The organism is Terriglobales bacterium (assembly GCA_035651655.1).
Taxonomy (GTDB): Bacteria; Acidobacteriota; Terriglobia; order Terriglobales; family Acidobacteriaceae; genus DASRFG01.
Genome location: DASRFG010000017.1, coordinates 12,415 through 34,546 on the forward strand (window position 1 = coordinate 12,415; position 22,132 = coordinate 34,546).

At 55.6% G+C, this 22,132-nt stretch carries 16 protein-coding genes; 7 read left to right on the top strand and 9 right to left on the bottom strand.

The annotated features are described in order from the left end of the window. Window positions 1–26: 26 nt before the first annotated feature. The gene (locus tag VFA76_07150; protein HZR31614.1) at window positions 27–3,344 is read right to left on the bottom strand and encodes a TonB-dependent receptor; all 3,318 of its coding nucleotides are present in this window, start codon (window positions 3,342–3,344) and stop codon (window positions 27–29) included. Window positions 3,345–3,683: 339 nt separating this feature from the next. Between VFA76_07150 and VFA76_07155 the strand changes: the two genes are divergently transcribed. Next, window positions 3,684–6,431, top strand: a complete 2,748-nt coding sequence (locus tag VFA76_07155; GenBank protein HZR31615.1) for a PIG-L family deacetylase — start codon at window positions 3,684–3,686, stop codon at window positions 6,429–6,431. 3 nt (window positions 6,432–6,434) lie between these two features. Here VFA76_07155 and VFA76_07160 read toward each other — a convergent pair whose 3' ends face one another. The 3 genes from VFA76_07160 to VFA76_07170 form a co-directional block, all read right to left on the bottom strand. Next, on the bottom strand, window positions 6,435–8,114 hold the full coding sequence (locus VFA76_07160) for a tetratricopeptide repeat protein (protein HZR31616.1): 1,680 nt from the start codon (window positions 8,112–8,114) through the stop codon (window positions 6,435–6,437). A 127-nt stretch (window positions 8,115–8,241) separates the two neighbouring features. Then, window positions 8,242–9,009 carry an SDR family oxidoreductase gene (locus tag VFA76_07165; protein HZR31617.1) on the bottom strand — a complete coding sequence of 256 codons (768 nt, stop codon included), beginning with the start codon at window positions 9,007–9,009 and terminating at the stop codon, window positions 8,242–8,244. A 143-nt stretch (window positions 9,010–9,152) separates the two neighbouring features. Continuing rightward, complete coding sequence (locus tag VFA76_07170; GenBank protein HZR31618.1) at window positions 9,153–10,103, bottom strand: NADP-dependent oxidoreductase; 951 nt, start codon at window positions 10,101–10,103, stop codon at window positions 9,153–9,155. A gap of 48 nt (window positions 10,104–10,151) precedes the next feature. Between VFA76_07170 and VFA76_07175 the strand changes: the two genes are divergently transcribed. The 3 genes from VFA76_07175 to VFA76_07185 all read left to right on the top strand — a co-directional run bounded on the left by VFA76_07175 (window position 10,152) and on the right by VFA76_07185 (window position 12,324). Then, on the top strand, window positions 10,152–10,559 hold the full coding sequence (locus tag VFA76_07175; GenBank protein ID HZR31619.1) for a TraR/DksA C4-type zinc finger protein: 408 nt from the start codon (window positions 10,152–10,154) through the stop codon (window positions 10,557–10,559). Between the two features lie 360 nt (window positions 10,560–10,919). Further along, the gene (locus tag VFA76_07180) at window positions 10,920–11,729 is read left to right on the top strand and encodes a UDP-2,3-diacylglucosamine diphosphatase (protein ID HZR31620.1); all 810 of its coding nucleotides are present in this window, start codon (window positions 10,920–10,922) and stop codon (window positions 11,727–11,729) included. Then, the gene (locus VFA76_07185; protein HZR31621.1) at window positions 11,665–12,324 is read left to right on the top strand and encodes a glycosyltransferase family A protein; all 660 of its coding nucleotides are present in this window, start codon (window positions 11,665–11,667) and stop codon (window positions 12,322–12,324) included. Before VFA76_07180 ends, VFA76_07185 begins: the two co-directional genes overlap by 65 nt. On the opposite strand, the gene VFA76_07190 is transcribed toward VFA76_07185, so the two are convergent. From VFA76_07190 to VFA76_07200, 3 genes are all read right to left on the bottom strand, one after another. Then, window positions 12,321–13,700 carry a family 1 glycosylhydrolase gene (locus VFA76_07190; protein ID HZR31622.1) on the bottom strand — a complete coding sequence of 460 codons (1,380 nt, stop codon included), beginning with the start codon at window positions 13,698–13,700 and terminating at the stop codon, window positions 12,321–12,323. The two genes, VFA76_07185 and VFA76_07190, sit on opposite strands and share 4 nt — an antisense overlap. Before the next feature lie 21 nt (window positions 13,701–13,721). Beyond that, the gene (locus VFA76_07195; protein ID HZR31623.1) at window positions 13,722–14,444 is read right to left on the bottom strand and encodes a response regulator transcription factor; all 723 of its coding nucleotides are present in this window, start codon (window positions 14,442–14,444) and stop codon (window positions 13,722–13,724) included. Between the two features lie 169 nt (window positions 14,445–14,613). Further along, entirely contained in the window at window positions 14,614–15,606 is a 993-nt protein-coding gene (locus VFA76_07200; GenBank protein ID HZR31624.1) for a transglutaminase domain-containing protein, read from the bottom strand. A 277-nt stretch (window positions 15,607–15,883) separates the two neighbouring features. On the opposite strand from VFA76_07200, the gene VFA76_07205 reads away from it, so the two are divergent. Next, the gene (locus tag VFA76_07205) at window positions 15,884–17,425 is read left to right on the top strand and encodes a radical SAM protein (protein HZR31625.1); all 1,542 of its coding nucleotides are present in this window, start codon (window positions 15,884–15,886) and stop codon (window positions 17,423–17,425) included. Window positions 17,426–17,517: 92 nt separating this feature from the next. Here VFA76_07205 and VFA76_07210 read toward each other — a convergent pair whose 3' ends face one another. Both VFA76_07210 and VFA76_07215 read right to left on the bottom strand, forming a co-directional pair. Further along, entirely contained in the window at window positions 17,518–18,906 is a 1,389-nt protein-coding gene (locus tag VFA76_07210) for an ATP-binding protein (GenBank protein HZR31626.1), read from the bottom strand. Continuing rightward, window positions 18,907–20,574 carry an FAD-dependent oxidoreductase gene (locus tag VFA76_07215; protein ID HZR31627.1) on the bottom strand — a complete coding sequence of 556 codons (1,668 nt, stop codon included), beginning with the start codon at window positions 20,572–20,574 and terminating at the stop codon, window positions 18,907–18,909. A 325-nt stretch (window positions 20,575–20,899) separates the two neighbouring features. Here VFA76_07215 and VFA76_07220 point away from each other — a divergent pair, with 325 nt between their 5' ends. Together VFA76_07220 and VFA76_07225 are read left to right on the top strand one after the other, a co-directional pair. Further along, window positions 20,900–21,406, top strand: coding sequence for a DoxX family membrane protein (locus tag VFA76_07220; GenBank protein ID HZR31628.1), 507 nt, complete (start codon window positions 20,900–20,902; stop codon window positions 21,404–21,406). Between the two features lie 15 nt (window positions 21,407–21,421). Then, window positions 21,422–22,129, top strand: a complete 708-nt coding sequence (locus tag VFA76_07225) for a glycosyltransferase family 2 protein (GenBank protein HZR31629.1) — start codon at window positions 21,422–21,424, stop codon at window positions 22,127–22,129. Window positions 22,130–22,132 lie beyond the last annotated feature (3 nt).

Consider the following 22,132-nt stretch of genomic DNA (forward strand, 5'->3'; position numbering starts at 1 on the left):
CTTCCCCGTTGGCCAGCTTCGTGTAATTACCAGTACATCTTCAAGCCAAACTGGATCACGCGCGCAGGTTTGTCCGGATCCGCCGTTTGCGTAATTTGACCAAAGGTAGGGCTCAGGACGAAATTGTCTGGCGGATCGAATTGCGCATGGTTGAAGGCGTTGAAGAGCTCTGTGCGAAACTCAAAATTGATTCGTTCTGTCACAGGTATTTTTTTGAACAGAGAGAGGTCCCAGTTATTGTGTGAGGGCCCGCTGAGGACGCCTACCCGGGAATTGCCAAAGGTAAACGGCGCGGGATCCGAAAATGCTGCGGTGTTAAACCAGTGGTCAACGCTCTGGCTGAACCCGGATGGGAGCGGATCGCCAATCTGGTTTGCACGAGAATTGAACGAAACTGTGTTGCTGTGGTCAGGGGCACCAATGGTCACAGGGACGCCGGTGCTGTAGCTGTAAATGCCATTGAACTGCCAGCCACCGAGGATTTTGGATACAGCTCCGTTGGATAACCGGTCCTTGCCCGGTCCGAATGGCAACTCATAGACCCAGTTCACGACCCAACGGTGCCGCTGATCAAAATTGAGGCGGCCATAGTCAGCCCGAAGGTCGTTAATGTTCTGCGGATATTCCTGCGAGCTGGTGGTACCGGTTGAGAGGTTGTCGGTTACGTCGCCCAGCGCTTTCGACCATGTATAGCTCAGGTTAAAAGCAAATCCTTTTGCCATGCGCTTGCGCACCTGCGCCTGGAATGCGTTGTAGTTGCTCCTCCCATTGGTGCGGATATATTCGATAGCGGGGTTGAAGTCGGGATAGGGGAACACTACAGAATTGCCACCTACGATGCTGCCTTGATTGAGATTGTAGAGCTTACGCAGTTTGTGGGTTTGCTGGCCAACGTAGGCTAGGTCAACCGCAATGTCCCTTGCGAGCTGGACTTCAGGCCCGATGCTCCATTGCTCGGAATAGGGAGCGCGCTCGTTCGGGTCGCGACCCTCCAGGAAAATCTTTGTGGGATCGAAAGCAGTCGGCAAAGTCGGGAATGGATCCCGCAGAAAATGTTTTGGGGGATCAGACGACGACGTGGCACGCGCAAAGTTGAAGTTGATGTCCTGCGGTGGATTCAATTGGATCAGTCCGGAGCTACCTTGCCGATCCAGGGCCTGGTAGAAAATGCCAAATCCGCCGCGCACCACAACTCGCTCCGCAGCTTGGTATGCAAAGCCCACCCGGGGTGCGAAGTTATTACGGTCGGGGTTGATCAGCGTGCGATCGTAAAGTGAGTCCCCGGTAACCTGGATGAGGCAGTTGAAACTGCAAGTGGGGGTCGGAAACGGCCCTCGAAAGGCGGTCAGGAGCGCACCTTGCCCATTGTTCGCGGTAGGAGAGAAGTTTGAGGTCTTGCGGTCGCGTTCGATGAGCGGAGTGAAGTACTCATACCGAATCCCGTAATTCACCGTCAGTTTGGGTGTGATACGGAAGCTGTCCTGACCGTAGAGCATCCAGCCGTTCACGTAATTGTGTGGAACGATGGGCGTGGTCGCGGCCACGTCAGACACCAATCCCAGCAATAAGTCGGCAACACCGTCCCCGGTGTAAGTGTTGTTCAGATTGATTTGCCCATTGGGGGCCATGATGTCCAAGAAGTTGTTAAGCATGTGCTTGTACTCAAAGCCAAACTTCATTGAGTGGTTCCCGCGGAGATAGGACAAGCTGTCGAGGAATTGGTACACCTGCGAGGTCTGTGTTTGCGGGCGCCACTCCGAAGTTCCCAACTTGGAGTACCCGGCTACGTTGATGGGAGGTAGCCCGGCGGGAAAGAACGCTGGCAAATTGGTCAGGCCGAACTGTGGCCCGAGATTTTTGTTGCCGGGCAATGGGTTCTCGATGCTGAAGACACGATTGAAGCCAGCCCGAAAATCATTCAACAGGTTGGGACGAAAGGTGTGCGTCCAGCCGGCGGACGCGAGTTGCCCACGAGCATGGAAATTGGCGCTAAAGCCGCCAGTTGCCAGGGGGTTGGGAAATGGACCGCGTTGGTCCACGCCGTCGTTTTGGTAGTAATCGTAGGTAAAAGTGAGATTGTCACGCGAGCTCAGCCTGTGGTCAACGCGAGCGTCTAACGAATCCTGATTGTTGGGTACAAGCGGCGAACCAGTAAATGTGAACTCGCCAGAATTCGGATCGGGATAAAGCTGGGCTAATGCGATGCCAGCGGGATCGCCGCAAGGTTTACCGTCTGTACGCAACGCTGTGAGGTTGATGACGTTCCTGGCGGTGTCAACGCAGCCGGCAATTAGCGGAATAACGCCGGAGGGGTCGGTCAACGGCCGGTCCCCTGGGAAGATACCCTGCTTCATACCAGCTGTGGGGACGGTGCCCGTGGCCACCTGACCTTTAAACGAGTGGGTGTGCTCGTAATCGAAGAACCAGAATGTACGATCCTTGAGGATGGGCCCGCCGACCGTGAATCCATATTGATTGCGCAACTCGCGTGGTTTGATAACTGGTGTGACTCGCTTGGCAAAGTAGTCGATCGCATCAAGATGGTCGTTGCGGTTAAAGAACCAGCCGCTGCCATGAAATTGATTGGAGCCAGACTTGATTTCCGCATTGACCACGGCACCCATGGCCCAACCAAAGTCGGCTGTATAGGTGCGCGTCTGGACCTTAAACTCCTGAATCGCGTCCGGTACGGGACGCACAGCCTGTGGGCTCTTGTCCTGGGCGTTCTCGCTGAACGTATTGTTATCAACGCCGTTCAATACGAAATTGTTTTGCAACGAGAGATTACCGTCTATGTTGAAGCGTCCTTCCCGAGGGTTGCTACGGAGGCCGGCAGCCTGCACCGCGCCAGGGGCCAGCAACATTAAATCAATGTAACGCCGGCCGTCGAGCGGGAGGTCTTGAACGGTACGGGCTTCGACCACTTGTCCTACATCAGCGGACTGCGTATCAATGATCGGTGACTGCGTCGTAACCTCAACCACCTCGTTGGAGCCGCCCGCTACAAGCGTGAAGTCCAGCCCCAGGTGTTCATTCACGTGCAAGAGGACATTCTTACGGACACTGCTGCGGAATCCTGCTCCCTGTACTTGAATGTCATAGGAGCCGATTGCGAGCGAGGGAGCAACGTACGCTCCAACGTCATTAGTTTGGAGTCGCTCGGATGTTTGCTGGGCCGTATTGGTAATGGTGACCTGGGCATTCGGAACCATCGCGCCTGACGAATCCTTCACGGTTCCGGAAATCGTGCCGGTGTTTGTCTGCGCCCATAATATGGTGTTTAGGAGCGCCCATAAGATAACTGCCACAATCGAGCTTGCCACTCGGCTGCCGTTAGGTTGCATCTGCCACCCCCGTTTGCTGGGGCGCCTGATGAGATAGGCGCTTAGATGTAATGGCCCATTTAGCAGAGCAGCTGCGGCCCTGTCAAGACTAAAACGCTCGCATGTCGATCCCGAGGGGTGGTGAGGCTCGCAGCCGCCGGAACCGCCCGCGCGTAAGCGCTACGTCGCTCTTCGAATCGCGGCGATAATCTGGTTTTGCCGCATGCAAGGAACAGCAGCGCGCCTGGAATCTGTTTGCTTGACTTGGCCTAAGCGCTTTGGTAAACCGGCTCCGCTGAATATGGATAATACCTGCGCTTGCTAATTTGGCAATCGCAGAACGCCAACCAGGAGAAGGCGATGAAGCGGCATGGCACTGTCCTGTGTTTGATGGTTGTACTGCTCACTGTCGGACTTCGAGCATCACGCGCTGAGAAAATTCCTGAAGATCGCGGCGCGGCTGGTCTGTGGCGGGAACTGTTGCAGCTGCGAACTACGGCAAGTGCAATGCACGTTACCGCGCATCCCGACGATGAGGATGGCCCCATGCTGGCCATGCTTTCGCGCGGACAGGGAGCGCATGTTTCACTCCTCACGCTCAACCGTGGCGAAGGCGGTGCCGACCTAATCGGGCCATACTTCTTCGACTATCTGGGGGTGCTGCGCACGCTCGAACTGATGCAGGCCGACCGCTACTACGGAGCGGATCAGTACTTTACGCATGTAGTGGATTACGGCTTTTCGAAGACACTACAAGAGTCTTTGGACAAGTGGGGCGGCAAGGAAAACCTGCTGCGAGACGTTGTTTATGCCGTCCGACGTGACCGTCCGGACGTAATTATTGCGCGTTTCCGCGGAGATCAGCGCGACGGGCATGGGAATCATCAGGCGTCAGGCGTAATGGCGCAGCTTGTAATTGAGGCTGCCGGCGATCCCAACCGCTTCCCCGAGCAGATCAAAGCCGGGCTGAAACCATGGCAACCGAAGAAGGTCTATCACGACAACATCTGGCCGGAGTTTCGCCCCGAGGACAAAGGAGATTGCACCCTACCTATAGATACGGGACAGTATGATCCTGTTCTCGGACGCTCCTACGCGCAGATTTCCAGCGAAGGTTTAAGCTTCCAACGATCGCAAGGCACAGGAGGCGGGCGTCCTATCCCGCCAGGCGAGTTCAAAAGTTGTTACAAGCTTTTTAAGAGCGCGATTTCCGGTTACAGCCCCGAGCACGAGCAATCTTTCTTTGACGGGATAGATACAACGATTACCGGGATGGCGAAAAGCGCAGGCTCAAATCCGCCGGAGTTCCTGGTGGCCGGATTGAAAACAATTACCGAGTCGATTGAGGTGGCGTCCCAGTCCTACACTCCTACGCAGCCGGAAAAGACTGTGCCGCCCCTTGCACAAGGGCTGGAGGCCACCCGCAAATTGTTGGCCCAGGTGAGATCCGCGAACATTGAACTAGCGGGCAAAGAACACATCGAATTCTTGCTAAGTCGAAAAGAGCAGCAGTTCCAGGATGCGATCGCAGATGCTCTCGCGATCGATATGGAAGCAACCGTGTTACCGGACGAGATTCCCACCGGTCCCTTCGCAATGTTTATGAACCCTGCCACTTTCAATCAGGCCATTCCTGGGCAGACATTCTCCAGCGAAGTGCGGCTGGTGAATCGCAGCAGCGTCTCCGTAACCCCGGTCTCGGTGGCAATTCTCGCTCCGCAGGGATGGAAAGTCGAGACCGCCAAGGGGGATTTGAAAACGCTGGCAAGTAATCAGCCGGCGGCATCAACTTTTCGTATCACGGTGGCGGAAGATGCACAACCCAGTGAGCCCTACTGGCACCGCGATTCCATTGAAGAATCGGAGTACAAGGTGGATGTGCCGAGCGATCTCGGAATGGCTTTTCCCGATCCGCCCGCTTGGGGACAAGCAAAACTGCAGGTAGCCGGCACCACTATCGAACTGCGTGAGCCGCTCACCGTGACCGTGCACGATCCGCAGTTCGGAACCATTCGTCCACCCCTTAGCGTGGCGCCCGCGATTACGGTGCGTTTTCCAATCGAGCGGGGAATTATTCCGGTCGGCCGCAATCAGTACAAGGTTTCAGTGGTCGTGCACAGTTCCGCGAAAGGCCCAGCTCAAGGCACACTGAAATTGGATTTGCCCTCTGGCTGGAAAAGCAGGCCAGCGGCAACACCATTCTCGCTGGCCAAAGAAGATGAAGAAGCAAACTACGATTTCGCGATCACGGTGCCCACCCAGGTCAAGCAGCAGGATTATCAGGTCCGCGCGGTGGCGTCCTACAAAGGTCGTGAGTACAGCAATGGGTATCGCACGGTGACAGCTCGCGATCTCGGCCGCGCCAACTTATACCGTCCTGCGGTTCATCATGTCCGCGCCGTGGATGTGAAGGTTGCCTCAAACCTGAAGCTCGGATATGTGATGGGTTCAGGCGATGATATCCCGCAGGCGCTCGGCTTGCTAGGAATACACCCCGAGATGCTGGGAGCGTCAGACTTGGCCAACGCAGAGTTGTCGATATACGACGCGATTGTATTGGGTGTGCGAGCTTATGCCGTGCGTGGAGATTTAAAGACTTATAACGGCCGCTTGCTGGATTACGTAAAGCATGGCGGGGTGTTGATCGTTCAGTATCAAACGCCTGAGTTCGACAACAACTTTGGACCATATCCCTACAAAATGACTAACAATCCGGAAGAGGTGAGCGAAGAAGACTCGGAACTCGCGATTCTCGATGCCAAAAATCCGGTGTTCAATTCTCCTAACCGCATCACCATGGCCGACTTCGGTGGGTGGGTGGAAGAGCGTGGTTCCAAGTTCCTGAAGACCTGGGACTCACATTACGAGCCGCTCTTGGAATCACATGACAAGGGACAGGAAGCGCAAAAGGGTGGAATGATGTATGCGCCTTACGGCAAAGGGGTATACATCTATAGCGCCTACGCGTGGTACCGGCAACTGCCCGAAGCGGTCCCTGGCGCATGGCGCATCTACGCCAATATGATCTCGCTGCGCAGGACCCTGTTGGCGGGCTCGCGTCCGACCGGCAAGTCCGTGGCCAACGCCGAACAGAAGTTGAAAAAATAAGGCCTACTTTTCAAGGTGGTAGATAAACTTCGCGGTCTGTGATTGGCGGCGATCAGTCTCAGACTGCCACTGCTGCTGCAGTTTGCGATGTTCCGCAAGGGCGGTGGCCGCTTTTGCCGGGTCACCGGAGCGCTGGTAAGCCTGGCCTAGGCGATAATACGCCTCCACATAATTAGGATTGAGTTTCACTGCCCTTTCTAGCAGCGGAACGGCGGCGCGCCAATTGTGGTCACCGAACAACAACAATCCAAGCTCGTAATGAAACTGAGCGACGTCAGGCTTAAGCGCGATCGCTTGCCGCAGCAATTGCATGGCCTTTAAGCGTTGTTCCTGAGTTGCAGGTTGGTCGGGACTGTGTAATAACGCCATCGCATAAAAATAGTTTGGCCAGGCATTGTTTCTACTGGTGCGCTGCAACTCGGACAAGCGTTTTCGCACTACATTCGTTCGGTCATGCGAGGAAGGAAAAGCGCTGATCAACAGTTGGTTTGCGATTTCGCTTTGCTCTTGATGGCTCGGAAACGCCAGCAGTGTGTCTATCACTTTGTCGTAATCTGACATCCCGTAGTAGGCAGTGGCCAAGCCCACACGCAGGCGAAGAGAATCGGGCGTGAGATCCAGACCTCGCCGAAACACCTCCCCGGCAGCGTCCCAGCTCCAGTGCGCCAAAAATTCGTAACCGAGATCGTAAAGATTAGGTTCCGTGGGCGCCATTTCTGCCGCCCGTTGGAACTCCTTGACGGCAGTTACATAGTTCCCGAGGGCCTCCTCGATTTCGCCAGAGAGATGATGCAGATCAGGCGTCTCGAAGGTCTCAAGGGCCGCTCGCAGCAAGCCGCGCGCTTTATCATTCTGTCCGGAACGATGATACAGAGCGGCGAGGGTATAGGCGAGGTCATATGAATTAGGATTCTGTGCGCGGGCTGCTTCCAGGACCGGCACCAGTTTCCCGCTAGTTGCTGCATCCGGATTCATCGCAATTAACCTCGCGAAAACGTCCGGAGCGGAAGGCAACTCTGCTAACTTTCGAAATGCAGTTTGTGATTCGGCCTCTTTGCCTAGAGCGTGAGATGTGAGCCCCCGGAGAAGATACAAACCAGCCTGGCCTCCCGCCGGCGGGACCAGCGCGTCGAGCAACTTGTCCGCTTCGACGAAGTCGCGGACCAGAAAGTAGCAAAGAGCGAGCTGGTATGAGCTCTCAAAATCATCAGGGCGGAGCTGGTGAGAGTGGAGGAGATGCGGCAAAGCAGAATCAAATCTCCGCAATCCCATGTAGGTCACACCGAGATTGAACTCAATGTTAGCGTCCGCCGGGCGAAGCTTGAGGGCAGTCTCGAACTCGGGCTGAGCGTCCGCCAGTTTGCCGCGACGAAACAAGTTAGCGCCCAAATTCAGGTGAGCCCGCGCAGAGTGCGGCTCCAGGCGTGCGGCTTGCTGGAAATGTGAAGTGGCCTCCTCCAGCTTGCCCTCAATGTCCAGTGCGGCGGCGAGTGTCTCTTGTACTTCCGCTGATTTTGGAAATCGCTCCGCGAGACGCTTCAACGTTTCTTCGGCTTCTGAAACGTTATTCTCGTGCAAAAGCTCCGTGGCACGCCGCAATTGGACTGACGCATCAGGCGAGAGCGACTGGCAATACCCAAAGGCAGCAAAAAGGACAAAGATCAGAGGCACGAATCGCCGCATAATTGCTGGCAGAGGACAGACCCCGAGAGAGAAGAATATCTATCCGCGGTTCCCCTAGGCTATGACAACTTCAGTGTATGTGCAACATCCATTGCACACCTCGCTGTGTTCGGTCAGTACGTCGCTCTTACGCAACTTTCGCAACTTGTGCTGCGGGCTGAGTCAGCCAGGTTTCGAAACGGGTCTGGCCGAGTCGTGCGTTACTGCCCGGAACCAATGTTTTCTCGCTGAGTTTCGCTCCGGAGTAAAGCGCATTTGGATCCGCGACCACTTCGCGGGGATCTTTGAGCGAGGCCAAGCGCCGCCGGACTAATTCACCCACGCGAAATTGTTCCGGGCCGCCGATTTCGACACTGCCATTTATCGGTGGTTCTACGGCGACTCTGCCTACGGCAGTCGCGACATCATCGGCAGACATCGGCTGGAAGAGTACAGGAGGCAGACGTACCTTGCCGTCAACCATGGAAATGTCGGCTAAGCCCTTGAGGAATTCGAAAAACTGCGTGGCATGCACGATCGAATAGGGGATGGAAGATCGTTCAATCAGCTTCTCCTGCGCGATTTTGGCGCGCATGTAGCCGCTTTCTGACATGCGATCGGTTCCCACAACCGATAATGCGACGTGATGCTTCACCCCTGCGGTGGCTTCGTAGCTGAGCAGGTTACGAGTTGATGTTTCGAAGAAATTTAGCACTGCTGCGTCCTCCCAGTTGGGGGAATTTGATACATCAACGACTACCGACGCACCTTGGAGAACTTCGGTCAGACCTTCACCTGTGAGAGTGTTGACGCCTGTATTAGGCGCTGCGGGTACAGCTTCATGCCCGTGCCCGCGTAACTTGTTGACAAGCTTTGATCCGATAAGACCGGTACCGCCGATAACTACGATTTTCATAAATTATCTCCTTAACCCTCGATCAAGACGTTGCAGGCTCGGCTGGCCTTGTTGCAATCCCTAAGACAAAATTAGTGGCACTTTGTGACACCATCCTCGCTCGACCTGGTTCGTTGCTATTCAGTTGGAATGGCTCGAGGGCCCTATGCTTTCGCGAACTCGGCGGCAGCCACTTGCAACACAATTTTTCCGCGCTTGTGGCCGGCTGATGCTTGCTCAAAAGCTTCTCGCGCTCTTGCAAGCGGAAGCACAGCTCCGACGACGACGCGGAGTGCACCTTGGTCGATGAGGTGACCCAGCTGGATAAGTTGCGCGCGGTTCGGCGCAACGATGAAGAATACGGCTCGAAGGCCGAGCGAAGCCGCCTTCTCGGCCGCCACCGGGCTCACAATGCTGATAAGAATGCCGCCGCGACGCAACACGCTCCACGACCGCTGCCACGTTTCCCCGCCGACGGTGTCGAGCACCACATCCACATCTTCCACTTTTTCCTCGAAATGCTCGTGGGTGTAATCGATTACTTCCGAGACGCCGAGCTCGCCGAGGAAATTGTGGTCCTTGTGTGAAGCCGTGGCGATCACCTCGGCACACTTCCACTTCGCAAGCTGGACCGCGTATGTCCCCACGCCGCCCGCCGCGCCGTGGATCAGGATCCGCTGTCCCTTTTCAATTTGCGCATAATCAAAAAGGGCTTGCCACGCGGTAAGGCCTGCAAGCGGAACCGCGGCCGCCTGCTCGAAGTTCAGCGAATGCGGCTTGGGCGCGAGGTCCGCTGCACGGATCGCGATGTATTCGGCAGCGCTGCCATTGCGGCAAAACGACGAAAGTGCATACACAGCATCGCCCACGCGCACCCCCGCAGCCTGCGGGGCCAAGGCGTCTACAATCCCCGCGAATTCGTGTCCCGGAATGGTGGGAATCCGCGGCCGGCCATCGCAATCTGTATAGGTTTCGTCCCAGGTTAATTCTGTCTTCGTTATCGACGTATCGATGACGCGGACGAGTGCATCTCCGGGCTGGAGATCCGGTTTCGGAGCGTCTTCGTAGGCTAGCAATTCAGGGCCGCCTCGCATATGCATGCGAATTGCTTTCATTCGATCGGACTCCCGGCTTGGCCAAGGCTCGATTTTACACCGCGGCCAATGCGACATATCCTGAGTCAATGCACCGTCGTATGGTGCGTTCATCAGCTAAGCGAGATTCAGGTGCTCTCCGACAAGAAAGCCGCGCACTTCAGGGAGTTGTTGGAAGGACGTATTGCGGAACTCAACCGCGTGCTTGCCGACGCGCATCAGGAAACCCAAACCCTAAGCACAAGAAGCGCCGATCCGGCTGACCAAGCCGCGAGCGAGTACGAGCGGCAGATGCTAGCTCACAAGATCGCTTCCACACAGCAAATGGTGAAAACACTTACGCAAGCGCTGCAACGAATTCAGCGGGAGACATTCGGAGAATGTGCGCACTGCGGAGGCGATATCAGCGTCAAGCGATTGGAAGCGCTACCTTGGGCACGCTACTGCGTCACCTGTCAGGAACTGATAGGACAATGATGAATACCTGGGACGGAGATGTTCCCCACCTAAGTAGAAGCGCTAATTCAGGAATTAATGCTTCCGGCCGAGGCCCGCAATATGGAACGCTTAAGAAATTCGACTTCATTGTGGTGCGTGCCTATCCACGGAACGCCGCCTGAGAGGTCCTGGGCCGCATTTCCGATTCTCACCGCTAGCTACTGAAACACATCGTAAAGCGAACGGCCGCCGATAACAACGCTTTCTAAAACGCCCTATGTTACTGCGAGGTTAAAGTGATGTAAACGGCGTGTAAATTTATGGTCAAAGGTTACCAAAGGCATTCTCTTGCCCGCCGAAATTAATTTTGGTGTAACAGTAGTTACGTATAAGAGAAGCATGGGAGCGTCTGGTTTCGACACGTTGATCTTGTCGGACCTGCACCTCGGGTCGGACATAAGCCGCGCGAATGCAGCGCTAAAGGTCCTGAAAGAGAACTCTTTTCGACGTCTCATCCTCCTCGGGGACATTTTTTGCGATCTGAATTTTCGACGCCTCACGAAAGAACACTGGCGTTTTTTGTCTTACATACGAAAACTCTCTAATCCCAAGCGCAACATTGAAATTGTCTGGGTCGAAGGAAACCACGACCAGGGGCTCACAGAAGTTATGTCGCACCTGGTTGGAATCAGGGTTTACCAGGAATATGAGTGGGACTTCGACGGCGAACGCCATCTGGCGATTCATGGCCACCAGTTTGACGGTTTCTCAGTGAACACCATCGCCTTGGGCAGGCTGCTGACTACATTCTATTTGCGCATGCAAAAGCTGGATACGCGGCACAAGTACATTGTGCGATTGCTCGAGCGCCTGGATACGAAATGGCTACGGCTAACCAGCAAGGTTTCCGAGGGGGCCATCGCGTATGCCCGCGAGCGTGGCGTACAGCGGATCTTCTGCGGTCATACGCATGAGGTAATCCAGATGCAGAAGGATGGAATTGAGTACTTCAATACAGGCTGCTGGACTCAGCCTGCTGCTACTTACATCACCATTGACAGTGAGGGGGTAAACACACATGAGGTCCGCGAACGAACTGACGATTATTATCCCAGCGAAGAACGAGGCCAAGCTGATTGGGACTCTGCTGAATTCGCTAGTTCGGCAGGATTACCCGCTGATGCCGAATACGAAGGTGTACCTGGCTGATGCCGGATCAACTGACAGTACGGTGCAAATTGCGCTCGGGTTTGCTGACCGCCTCAACCTTGAAGTGATCCCAGGAGGGTTGCCGGCCGTAGGACGCAACAACGGGGCCCATCGTGCGGGAACTTCTTATCTCCTGTTTATTGACGCCGATATTGAGGTCGCAGATCCCACACTGGTTAGCCGTGCGGTCCACCTGATGAAGCAGAAAGAACTTCACTGTGTTACGACGAATATCCGCTGCTCAGGCGGGAGCTTTATGGACCGACTGCTCTATGCCGGCAACGACTTTATGCAGCAACTGTCGCGCCTGTTCAAGCCGTTTAGTACGGGAATGTTCATGCTTTTCGCCAGGAAGCGCTTCATAGAGCTGGGCGGATTTCACGAGCAGGCGCTATTTGCCGAGGATTATATGCTCAGCAAACATGTTGCGCGAAACAAGTTCGGAATAGTGCCGGGTTACGTGCTGACGACCAATCGCAGATTCAAAAAAATGGGGCACTTCCCGTTGGTTCGGCTGTTCCTTCGCACTGCGCTGAACTCGTGGAATGATAGCTTCTTCCTACGCGACCACAAATATTGGGAGTCGGGAGCTTAGGAATTGCGCGTCGCGTGGGCTAGCGGGTGTTCATACTCTCGCGCGAGATCAGGTGAAAGGCCGTTCTGCTGGACGATCCGTTTGTAGAGTTCCGCACTCCTTCTCGGTTTGCGTTCCTGGGTCGTTGGATCCAGTGAAAACAACCCAAAACGCAGCCCCCAACCCTCGCTCCACTCGAAATTGTCCGTCAATGTCCAATGGAAGTAGCCGCGCAGATCGTGGTTTTCTGCAACTAAGGAATGTATCTCACGGAGTACGTTCATTAACAACCAGGGACGAATGCGGTCCGCAGCGTCGGGGACACCGTTTTCAAGGATATAGATCGGCTTGCCCAACGGGGCGACACGTTCCACCGCCGCTCGGATCGCCGCAGGGTACACTTCGCCATATGGATTTTCGACGCCTTTATCGCCTTGCGGCGCATCTTCGGAAACGAAAATCCGGGCGAAAAGTTGTGAGGCGAAGTTCAGATCGAAAGCCACGCGGAACCGGCTGTACACATTGAGACCGACGAAGTCATACGTCCCCTGAACGTTACCGGTGTCGCCATCGAGAAGATGAAGCGGAAAAGCCAGACTTCCGCGGTCAACCAGCCTTAGAAAACTTTCATTGAAGAGTTCGTGTACCAATCGAACGATGCCGCGGTCCAGCTTGGAATCAGCAGCCGGATGAAATACCACGTAGTTGTGCGCCCATCCCACCTGTGCCGAGGGCTGCAGCTCATGAATGGCGCGGTATGCCAGGGCGTGGGCGCGCCCCATGCCGCTTAGCGCACGGATCGCAGAGACAAAATCGCCTCGCTTTCCAGGGGGGAACTCACCCACAACATAGCCGAGAGCAGCATAGACATTGGGCTCGTTGAACGTCACCCAGTCTTCGCATAAGTCGCCGAACTCGGATATTACGCGGCGAGTGAAACGCTCAAAAAGTTGCGGGGCTTCGAAATCGAGAAACGCTCCCTTGTGTTCGAACCAGAGCGGATTAGTGAAGTGGTGGAGAGTAACAAATGGCCGTATTCCTCGTTCCCGAAGCCCCTGCAGCATTTGCCGGTAACGATGGATAGCTGCTGTGTCCCAAACATTTTGCCGCGGCTCGATTCGACTCCATTCGAGCGAAAGGCGCATGGCGTTTAAACCGAGATCGCGAGCCAGATCGAAATCGCGCTCCGCCTGCAGCCACCAGTTGCATGCGTTGCCGCAACAGTCTTTCGATTTTACTCGTCCCGCGGCTTCCCACGCCCACCACTGGTTGTTGAGGTTCCCGCCCTCCACTTGGTGGGCCGCGGTCGAAACACCCCAAAGAAATCGCGCAGGCAGCTTCACCTCAGTTTGCGAGCCGGATGTAAGAACACTATGGTCGGAGGTGATGGGTGGCATTACGCTGGCATTGTAACTCGTTCATTCGGATACATCGAAGCGATAGCCGGCGCCATGAACCGTTTTTAGATACCGTGGCTGCTCTGGTTCTGTTTCAATTTTCTTACGGATACGCCGTACATATACATCAATCGAACGAGAAATCACGTGCGAGCTTTCACCCCAAACTGCATCAAGAAGCTGGTCGCGGGTGAAAACGCGGCCAGTATTGCGAACCAAATAGTCGAGAAGCTGAAACTCTCTTGCGGTGGTGGCAATCTTTTGTCCGTGAACTTTGACAGACATTGCAGGCGAGTCGATTTCTAAGTGCCCGATAGTCAGTACGGATGGTCCTGACTCCTGTCCGCGTCTAAGAAGGGCCCTGACGCGAGCCACCAGTTCCCTCGGGCTGAAGGGTTTGCTTATATAGTCATCGGCTCCGGATTCGAGACCGTGTACGCGCTCTGATTCTGTCCCTTTTGCAGTAAGAAATACAACTAGAGCATTCCGCAATATTTCATTGCGGCGGATCTGGCGGCACAAATCAAGGCCATTCGGCCCCGGAATCATGATGTCGAGCAGGAAAAGACGGGGACGCTCGCGGCGTGCCTCCTCAATCACATATATTCCACTACCAAATAACCTGACCGCGTATCCGCCCTGCTCGAGATGATGCTGAACCAGGCGGGCGATATCGTTATCGTCCTCCACCACATAAAGCAGTTCTGGTCCGCCGGGGGGCACCCTCGGTGAAACACTGGCCATGTGAGCGGCACTTCCTTCTTTTGTGCAGCATACAAAGGCTTTGTTACAGTAATGTTGCGCGGTAGTGAATTTTCGTTAAAAGCAGCGCCGGTTGAGGGATCAAAATGGATGACGCCCGACTTAAGCAGGAAAGTCCCATGAACGCTGTGCAGCACATCGTGCAGGGTGACTAGTTGTGCGTTGCCGCAATACTGCGTGTCCCGACCTCTGTGAAGGAGAACTGGTTCGAGACATTTTCCCATTTTTTTCCGTCCACTTCCACGTATGGATAGACGAAGTAGTTGAGCGACCCGCCCCTCTGCGGTGGGTTCAGAATAAGATCCCGGCCCAACGAGAACTGCACTCGGTTTACGTCATGCGCGCCGAAAAAATAGTCTTTTTTGCCTTGGTCCTTCCAGGCTTCCGAGATATCGACCGGCACCCACCCAAACTGGGGGTCGTAGAACTCTGCCCAGCAGTGGTAACCAGGAATTTCACCCGAACTCTTGTCAGCGGGCAGAGGAAATCCAATCTCAAAACGCGCCGGAATGTGCTGTGATCGCGCCATTGAGATGAACACCGAGTGGAAGTCGGTGCAGTTGCCGCGTTTGGAGTCACACGCCCACTCTGCGTCGCCGCGTCCCCAGCCGGTACCGGACTTGTCATATCGCATGGTGTGCAGCACGTAATCGTATAAAGCTCGCGCACGGTCCACCGTACCGGTCCGACCCTGGACCTGCGTTTCCGCGATGCTGGCCAGCTTGCCTGTGATCGGCACCAGTTTGTCAGGACCCAGGTATTCGTCTGCTTCCTTCGATGAAACTTTCACTAGATGCGGTTTTACGCCCGCAGGCGGCAATCCTATCCGTTCCCGGCGGACCACATCGTACGTCGCGTCGAATTCATACTCACTCTTCGTCGCTCTTCCCGTGAAGGCGTGAAACATGGTGTTGCCGTATTTCGATTCATGCGTTTTCTTCACCGGCAGGTCGCCGATCGCAGAAAGGATTTTTACGCTCTGGAATTGGTCGGAATGCGCCCGCGGGAACCAAGCCTCGATTGCTTGGCCCGGCTCGATGTTTCGCACCGTAAAAGCATAGTGGAAAGTGAAGTGCCGACTCTGCTGCGCGGCAGCGGACCAAGACAACAGCACGAGAAAGATGAAGACGTAAAACCTGCGCATGTTCGCGACTCCTTGTTTGGGGTTCGGGAAAGGATCGACCCGGTGCTTCAGGCAGGGCTATCGTCAGGTGACGCCCAGATGACGAGACATAAAATTAAAAATACAACGCGCTGAATGATACAGGATTCATGCGGAACTCCGCGAATTGACCAGCCTTACCGCGGCAGGCCGACAGAGCATCGCTCCCAAGCTCGTCCCCTGCGATTCATTGTTTCGGTTTATTAGTCAGTAGGAAGTTCTTCTTGACCTTCGCCAACAATCTGGTCAAGCTGTGCCCATGATTGCGCCAGAAGCTCCTTTTTTTGAGGCTCTGAAACGCCGCTGGCTGCCCGCAGAGATGACGGTCGCGCCCACCCTTCCAGAGATTAAAGAGACGATTCCCTTAGAGCCGTACTATGCGCTGCTCATCAACCCCTTCTATCGCAAGGACCCAGCTGCTAGCTTTGGGAAACACGCTCTTACACCAAGTCTGGCCTTGACCAGCTTCGCCGCCACCACGCCGGATCACTGGAGAATCCGGCACTGGGACGAAAATCTGTTGGACGGTCCTCCGCCATGCAGGCCGATTCCGCAGGTTGTCGGCATCACCGTTCATCTCACCTTTGCAGCTCGAGCTTACCAGGTGGCAGCTTGGTATCGGCAGCGGGGAGCAAAAGTCATTCTAGGGGGCTTACACGTTCTCTCCTGTCCGGAAGAATGCGCGCCTCATGCTGATGCCCTGGCGCTTGGCGACGGCGTGCAACTCTGGCCGCGCATTCTCGAGGATGCGGAACGTGGACAGCTACGGTCACGCTACTTTGCAGGATATGACAACGACTATTCTGAAGATCCACTACCACGCCGCTCCATTCTGCCGCGGCACAGCTTCTTAACGACCACCAGCCTCATCGCTACTCGCGGGTGCCACAATCGCTGCGGGTTTTGTTATCTGGCGACGGACGGTCTGCGCATGCCTTATCGCGTACGTGACCCAAAGCTCGTGGTGGACGAGTTCGTGTCTGACAACCAGCCATATGCTGTATTCATTGACAACAATCTCGGTTCCCGCAGGGACTACTTGCGATCTCTCTGCCACGCCCTACGTCCGCTGAAGAAAATATGGAGCGCAGCAGTCTCAATCGACGTTACTGATGATCCCGATCTCATTCGCGACATGGCCTTGGGTGGCTGTACCGGGGTCTTCATTGGCTTCGAATCACTCTCCGACGACAATCTAGCCGAAGCTCGAAAGAAAACTCCGAAGACGTCAGATTACGCGCGCCGTGTCCGCCTTCTTCACGATTACGGGATACAGGTAAACGGATCTTTTGTCTTGGGATTTGATCACGATCGTAAAGATGTTTTTGCGCAGACCGCGCAATGGATTGAGGAGAACCGTCTGGAGTGTGCCACGTTCCATATTCTTACACCTTATCCGGCGACGCCATTGTTCCGCCAGATGGAAGCAGAGGGACGTTTGCTGCACCGCGACTGGAGTCTGTATGACACGGCCCATGCGGTCTTCCAGCCCCGCCACATGTCCGCAGAAGAATTGGAGCACGGGTACGCTTGGGTTTATCAGCGCCTCTTCTCTCACCAATCCATCTGGCGTCGGCGTCCAGAAGATCTGCACGCCGTGCCTCTCTATTTAGCTATGTCTTATCTGTACAAGCGATCGAACCGCTTTTGGCATCTGCTGATCAAACATGACCTCGTGCATGCTGTATGGTCGCCGCTGGTCGAGCTGACACGTCGGCGACACGTGCGCTATCGAGAACGCCTTCTGCGAACCAATAAAACGCCGTTGATGACGGGTTCGGTTGTATCGGCAGGGGTGTAGTTGGCAGCCGAGGTGTTGGGATGTGAGACGCCCGTGAGTTGCCGCCATTTTCAATCTCGCCGTGTACAAACTGGCGCCTCGGGAGTCGCTTCTTATTGAATCGATGTTTCGGAGAGCGGGAGCCAGACCTTAAAAAGGGTGTCACCGGGTTTGGAAGTAACCTCAATATTTCCACGGTGCTGCTTCACAATTCTCTGTACTGTGTCCAGGCCTAGCCCTGTACCTTCCCCGACCCCTTTAGTGGTGTAAAAAGGTTCAAAGATGTGGGGCTGCACCTCGCGTGAAATTCCTGGGCCGTTGTCGCCGATCTCAACCACTACGCAGCTATCCTCGCGATAGGTTCGGACTCGAAGCTCGCCTTTGCCGTGCATGGCGTCAATGGCGTTATCAATAAGGTTAGTCCAGACCTGGTTGAGCTCGCTTCCAAACGAATTTACCAGCAGGGGAACGCGCTGATAGTCGCGCTGTACAACCACCCCCTGTTTCAGCTTGTGATTCATGATCGTGAGCGTGGTCTCCAGGCTCTTCACGATGTCCACGTTTTGTACCGCCGCCTGGTCCATGTAGGTGTATTCCTTGATCGCACGCACCAAATCCGAAATCCGCGACGTGCTGCTCTCGATTTCGTGCAACAAGCTCGCAACTTCCACGGAAGCCGCGATCCTCACCAGAGCGGCTCGAGCTGTATCTGCGTCGAGGTTTGCGAACAAAGATTCAAGCACCTCCGGCTTGATATTCTTCCCCGCTAGGGCGGCCGCCAGTTGCCACAAGTCGTTCTGTCCATGGCTGCGCAACAGAGAGTCGATCTGGTCTTCCAGATCGCTTGCAGTCAGGGCATCGGGTGGAGGTATCTCCTGCTGGGTGAACGAGGCTTCCAATTTTTCAATCTCGGATTTCTGTGCCGCCGTGAGATCGCGTCTTCCCAGCTCGAGACTCGCATCCCTGATCTTCTTGAGTATGTCTCGCAATTGGCCGGTCGCGCGCTTGGCTGCCGAGGCAGGATTGTTGAGTTCATGAGCAAGGCCGGCGGAAAGTTTCCCCAGAGACGCCAATCGGTCACGTTGTTGTTCAATCCGAGTGGTCTCACGGATTCGGTCTGACATCAAGCCCACCAGGCGCGTGGTTAACTCCGGCATTTTGTGCACGAGTTCGGGAAAAAGCGAAGTTGGGAATTTAAGAAGTCGTCCGGCGGTAACAGCTCGACCGGTTACGGCAAATTGCTTCATCCTGGAAAAGGGCAGGACCCCGGTCACGTCGCCTGGCTTGCCGGAAAGCACAACGGTTTCACCACCAAATTCGCCTCGCCACTGGAACTGGCCATCGAGAATTACGAACATCGTATCCGCCGGATCACCTTGACGGACATAGATGTCTCCTGCCTTCACAAGCACCTCTTGCGACTGGCTCAGGAACCAGGCGATCTGGTCGTCCGGTAAATCCGCGAATGCGGGGACGCGAAGTAGTTCTGATTTGTCGGCCATTTAGACTTTGCTCAGGTACTGATGGATGAACTGGACCGCCACCGATCCTTCACCGACTCCAGAGGCCACACGTTTTATGGAACCGTGTCGCACATCACCAACCGCAAAAATGCCGGGAACATTGGTTTCAAGCAAGAATGGATCCCGGTCGAGTGCCCATCCCCTCGGGCGCTGCCCGTCACGGATAAGATCAGGACCGGTCAATATAAAGCCGCGATCGTCGCGCTCAACTTCATTGGCCAGCCAATCCGTCCGTGGCGACGCGCCAATAAAGATAAACATCGCGCTGGCGGGGACACGCTCAACTTTGTTGGTATCGGTACAAAGGACTGAAATCTCTTCCAGGTGGGTGTCGCCATGCCCCTCGGCGACGCTGGCATGAGTCCAGATCTGGATATTGGAGGTCTCTTGAATCTGGTCTATCAAGTATTGCGACATAGTGCTGGAAAGCGACTCACCGCGCACGAGGATAACGACGCGTGCCGCGTATCGGGCAAAGTTCATTGCCGCCTGCCCGGCCGAGTTTGCACCGCCCACCACATACACGATCTCGCCTTTGCAAGAGAGTGCCTCAGTAGCACCTCCACCGTAGTAGATTCCGGCGCCCTGCAACCTGTCTATTCCCGGCGCGGCGAGGCGGCGCCACTGCACTCCAGACGCGATCATCAGAGCGTGGCATGAGATCTCGTTTCCGTCCGCCATCTTGATGATCCGGTATGGCCCTTCCGTCCGGACAGCCACCGCCTCCTGCGTTAGAATTTCCACTCCGAAACGCTGGGCCTGTACGACAGCACGCCGCGCCAGATCGGCGCCACTGAGCCCGGCGGGAAATCCTAGATAGTTCTCAATACGAGAGCTCATCCCGGCTTGGCCGCCAGGAGCTTCCCGCTCAATGATGACTGTGTGGAGACCCTCAGAGGCGCCATAAACGGCAGCCGCCAAGCCAGCCGGTCCGCCGCCAACGATCGCCAAGTCATAGAAGTCGGTCTGTGCGCGTGTCCGCAATCCGACCTTTTGTGCGATATCTGCCGGTACACTCTCCAGAAGCTTCGTCCCATCGGGGAAGAGCACCACAGGAAGGTTAGCCACCTCCGGGCCAAGAGCCTCGAGCAGGCGCTTGGTCTCCGGATCATTGGCAGAATGCTCTACGTCTATCCACTGATATGGAACGTGGTTCCGCGCCAGGAAATCCCGGAGTTCATAGGACCGTGGCGACCAGCGAGTGCCCAGCACACGGATGCCCTGAAACGTTGGGTGATAGGAAGCTCGCCAATCATCAAGCAGATCGTCCAATTGCGGATACAAGTGCTCCGCGGGAGGGTCCCACGGTTTCAAAAAGAAATAGTTGATGCTGGCATGATTAATGGCGCTGATCGCGGCGTTTGTATCGGCGTATGCAGTAAGCAGCGCGCGTTTTGCTCCCGGGAAGATTTCCATTGCCTTTTGTAGAAATTCCACCCCGTCCATACGCGGCATGCGCTGGTCGGCAAGCAGCAAGGCGACACTGTCGTTGCGAACTTTCAGTTGCTTCAGCAGATCGAGAGCGCCCTCAGGAGAATCACTTCCGATCACGCGATATTCAGCGCCGTAGTAGGAGCGAAGATCGCGTTCGATCGCGCGCAAAACATCCGAGTCGTCATCGACACTCACGAGAATTGGTTTTGCCATGCTCGATCTCAGTTCTGGGCAAAGGCGTGATTACAAAGTGCACGACTGCATCAGACGATTCAATTAGATACAAAATACCCCATTCGGTCGCCTAATTAGCGGAGCACCAGGTGGAAAAGGGCGGAACCTCATAGCAGGGATCCGGGTGAGTCCCGAATCCCCGAGCCCCAGTCGAAATCCCACGATTGTCATCATCTTTATGATTCGCGGACAGGTAAGACCGCCGCGCTGGTCCTATACAGATCAGGCTCCCGCTTTCCCGACGAGACAAGATTTCAGCTAACGAATACTAACCTGGTATAGCATCCATTGGACGAGGTTCACCATGACAACCAGCGCAACCTCAATGCGAAGTGACGCAACCGCCGTGACCCCGCAGCCCGAGGCAGCAAACGGTCTGGCCATCGTGCGCGTGACGATCGGGGCGATGTTCGTGTGGGTCTTTTTCGAGAATCTTGGGAAAGGCCTGTATACCGCGGCGGGTTACGCAGGTCTGATCAATTACTACCTAAAAGCGAGCCACTCCCCAGCTGCCTGGAAAGCGGTGATGGCCCAGGCGGCCAGCCATGCTGCCATTGCGGCTCCTCTGCAGGGTCTCACAGAAATCTCACTCGGAGTCCTGCTGGTCATCGGTCTGCTCACGCGCCCGGCTGCTTTCGTTGCGTTCCTGTATCTTGCGAGCCTTTGGGTATCGGAGTGGGGCACCTCGTGGATATGGGAACTGCTGGTTCCGGTGCTCGCATCGCTCGGGCTGGCCATCGGACGTGCTGGCCGGAGATGGGGCGTTGACGCGTGGCTCGCGCAACGGTGGCCATCTTCTCCGTGGTGGTGATTGGGCCAAGTCCACGTGCGAGTCTCCATCATCATTCCTACCCATAATGAAGCTCAGGCAATTGGCCGTGTGCTTGCCGATCTGCCTTCCGATCTCGTCACCGAGGTCGTCGTTGTAGACAGCAACTCGAATGACGGGACTCCCAAGATCGCCGCAAGCATGGGAGCCCGTGTCATTCAGGAACCGCGCCACGGCTATGGGCGAGCTTGCCTTACCGGTCTGGCCGCGGCCAATTCTCCTGACGTGGTTGTGTTCCTGGATGGCGATTACAGCGATCGCCCCTCTGAGCTTCCGATTCTCTTAGCGCCAATTATTGAGGGACGCGCTGACATCACGCTCGGTTCGCGTCTGCAGAAAAGGCCTTCTGCGGGAGCGTTGCCTTGGCATCAGGTGTTTGGTAATCGTCTCGCCGCGAGCCTGATCAGGCTTCTCTATGGACTGGAAATCAGCGATCTCGGCCCGTTTCGCGCTGGCCGCGCCGATGTACTTCACGCGCTCGCCCTCGAAGAGACCACCTATGGCTGGGCGGTTGAGATGATTCTCAAAGGTACCCTCGCTGGCTTCCGCGTGGTTGAAGTCCCTGTGAGCTACCATCCGCGTATCGGAAGATCGAAGATCGGCGGCACGCTGAAGGGCACGGTCGGCGCCGGCTGGTTCATTCTCAGCTTGATAGCGCTGTATTATTTCCGTCACCGCAGAGCCGCGACACCACGGCCAGCGTAGCTC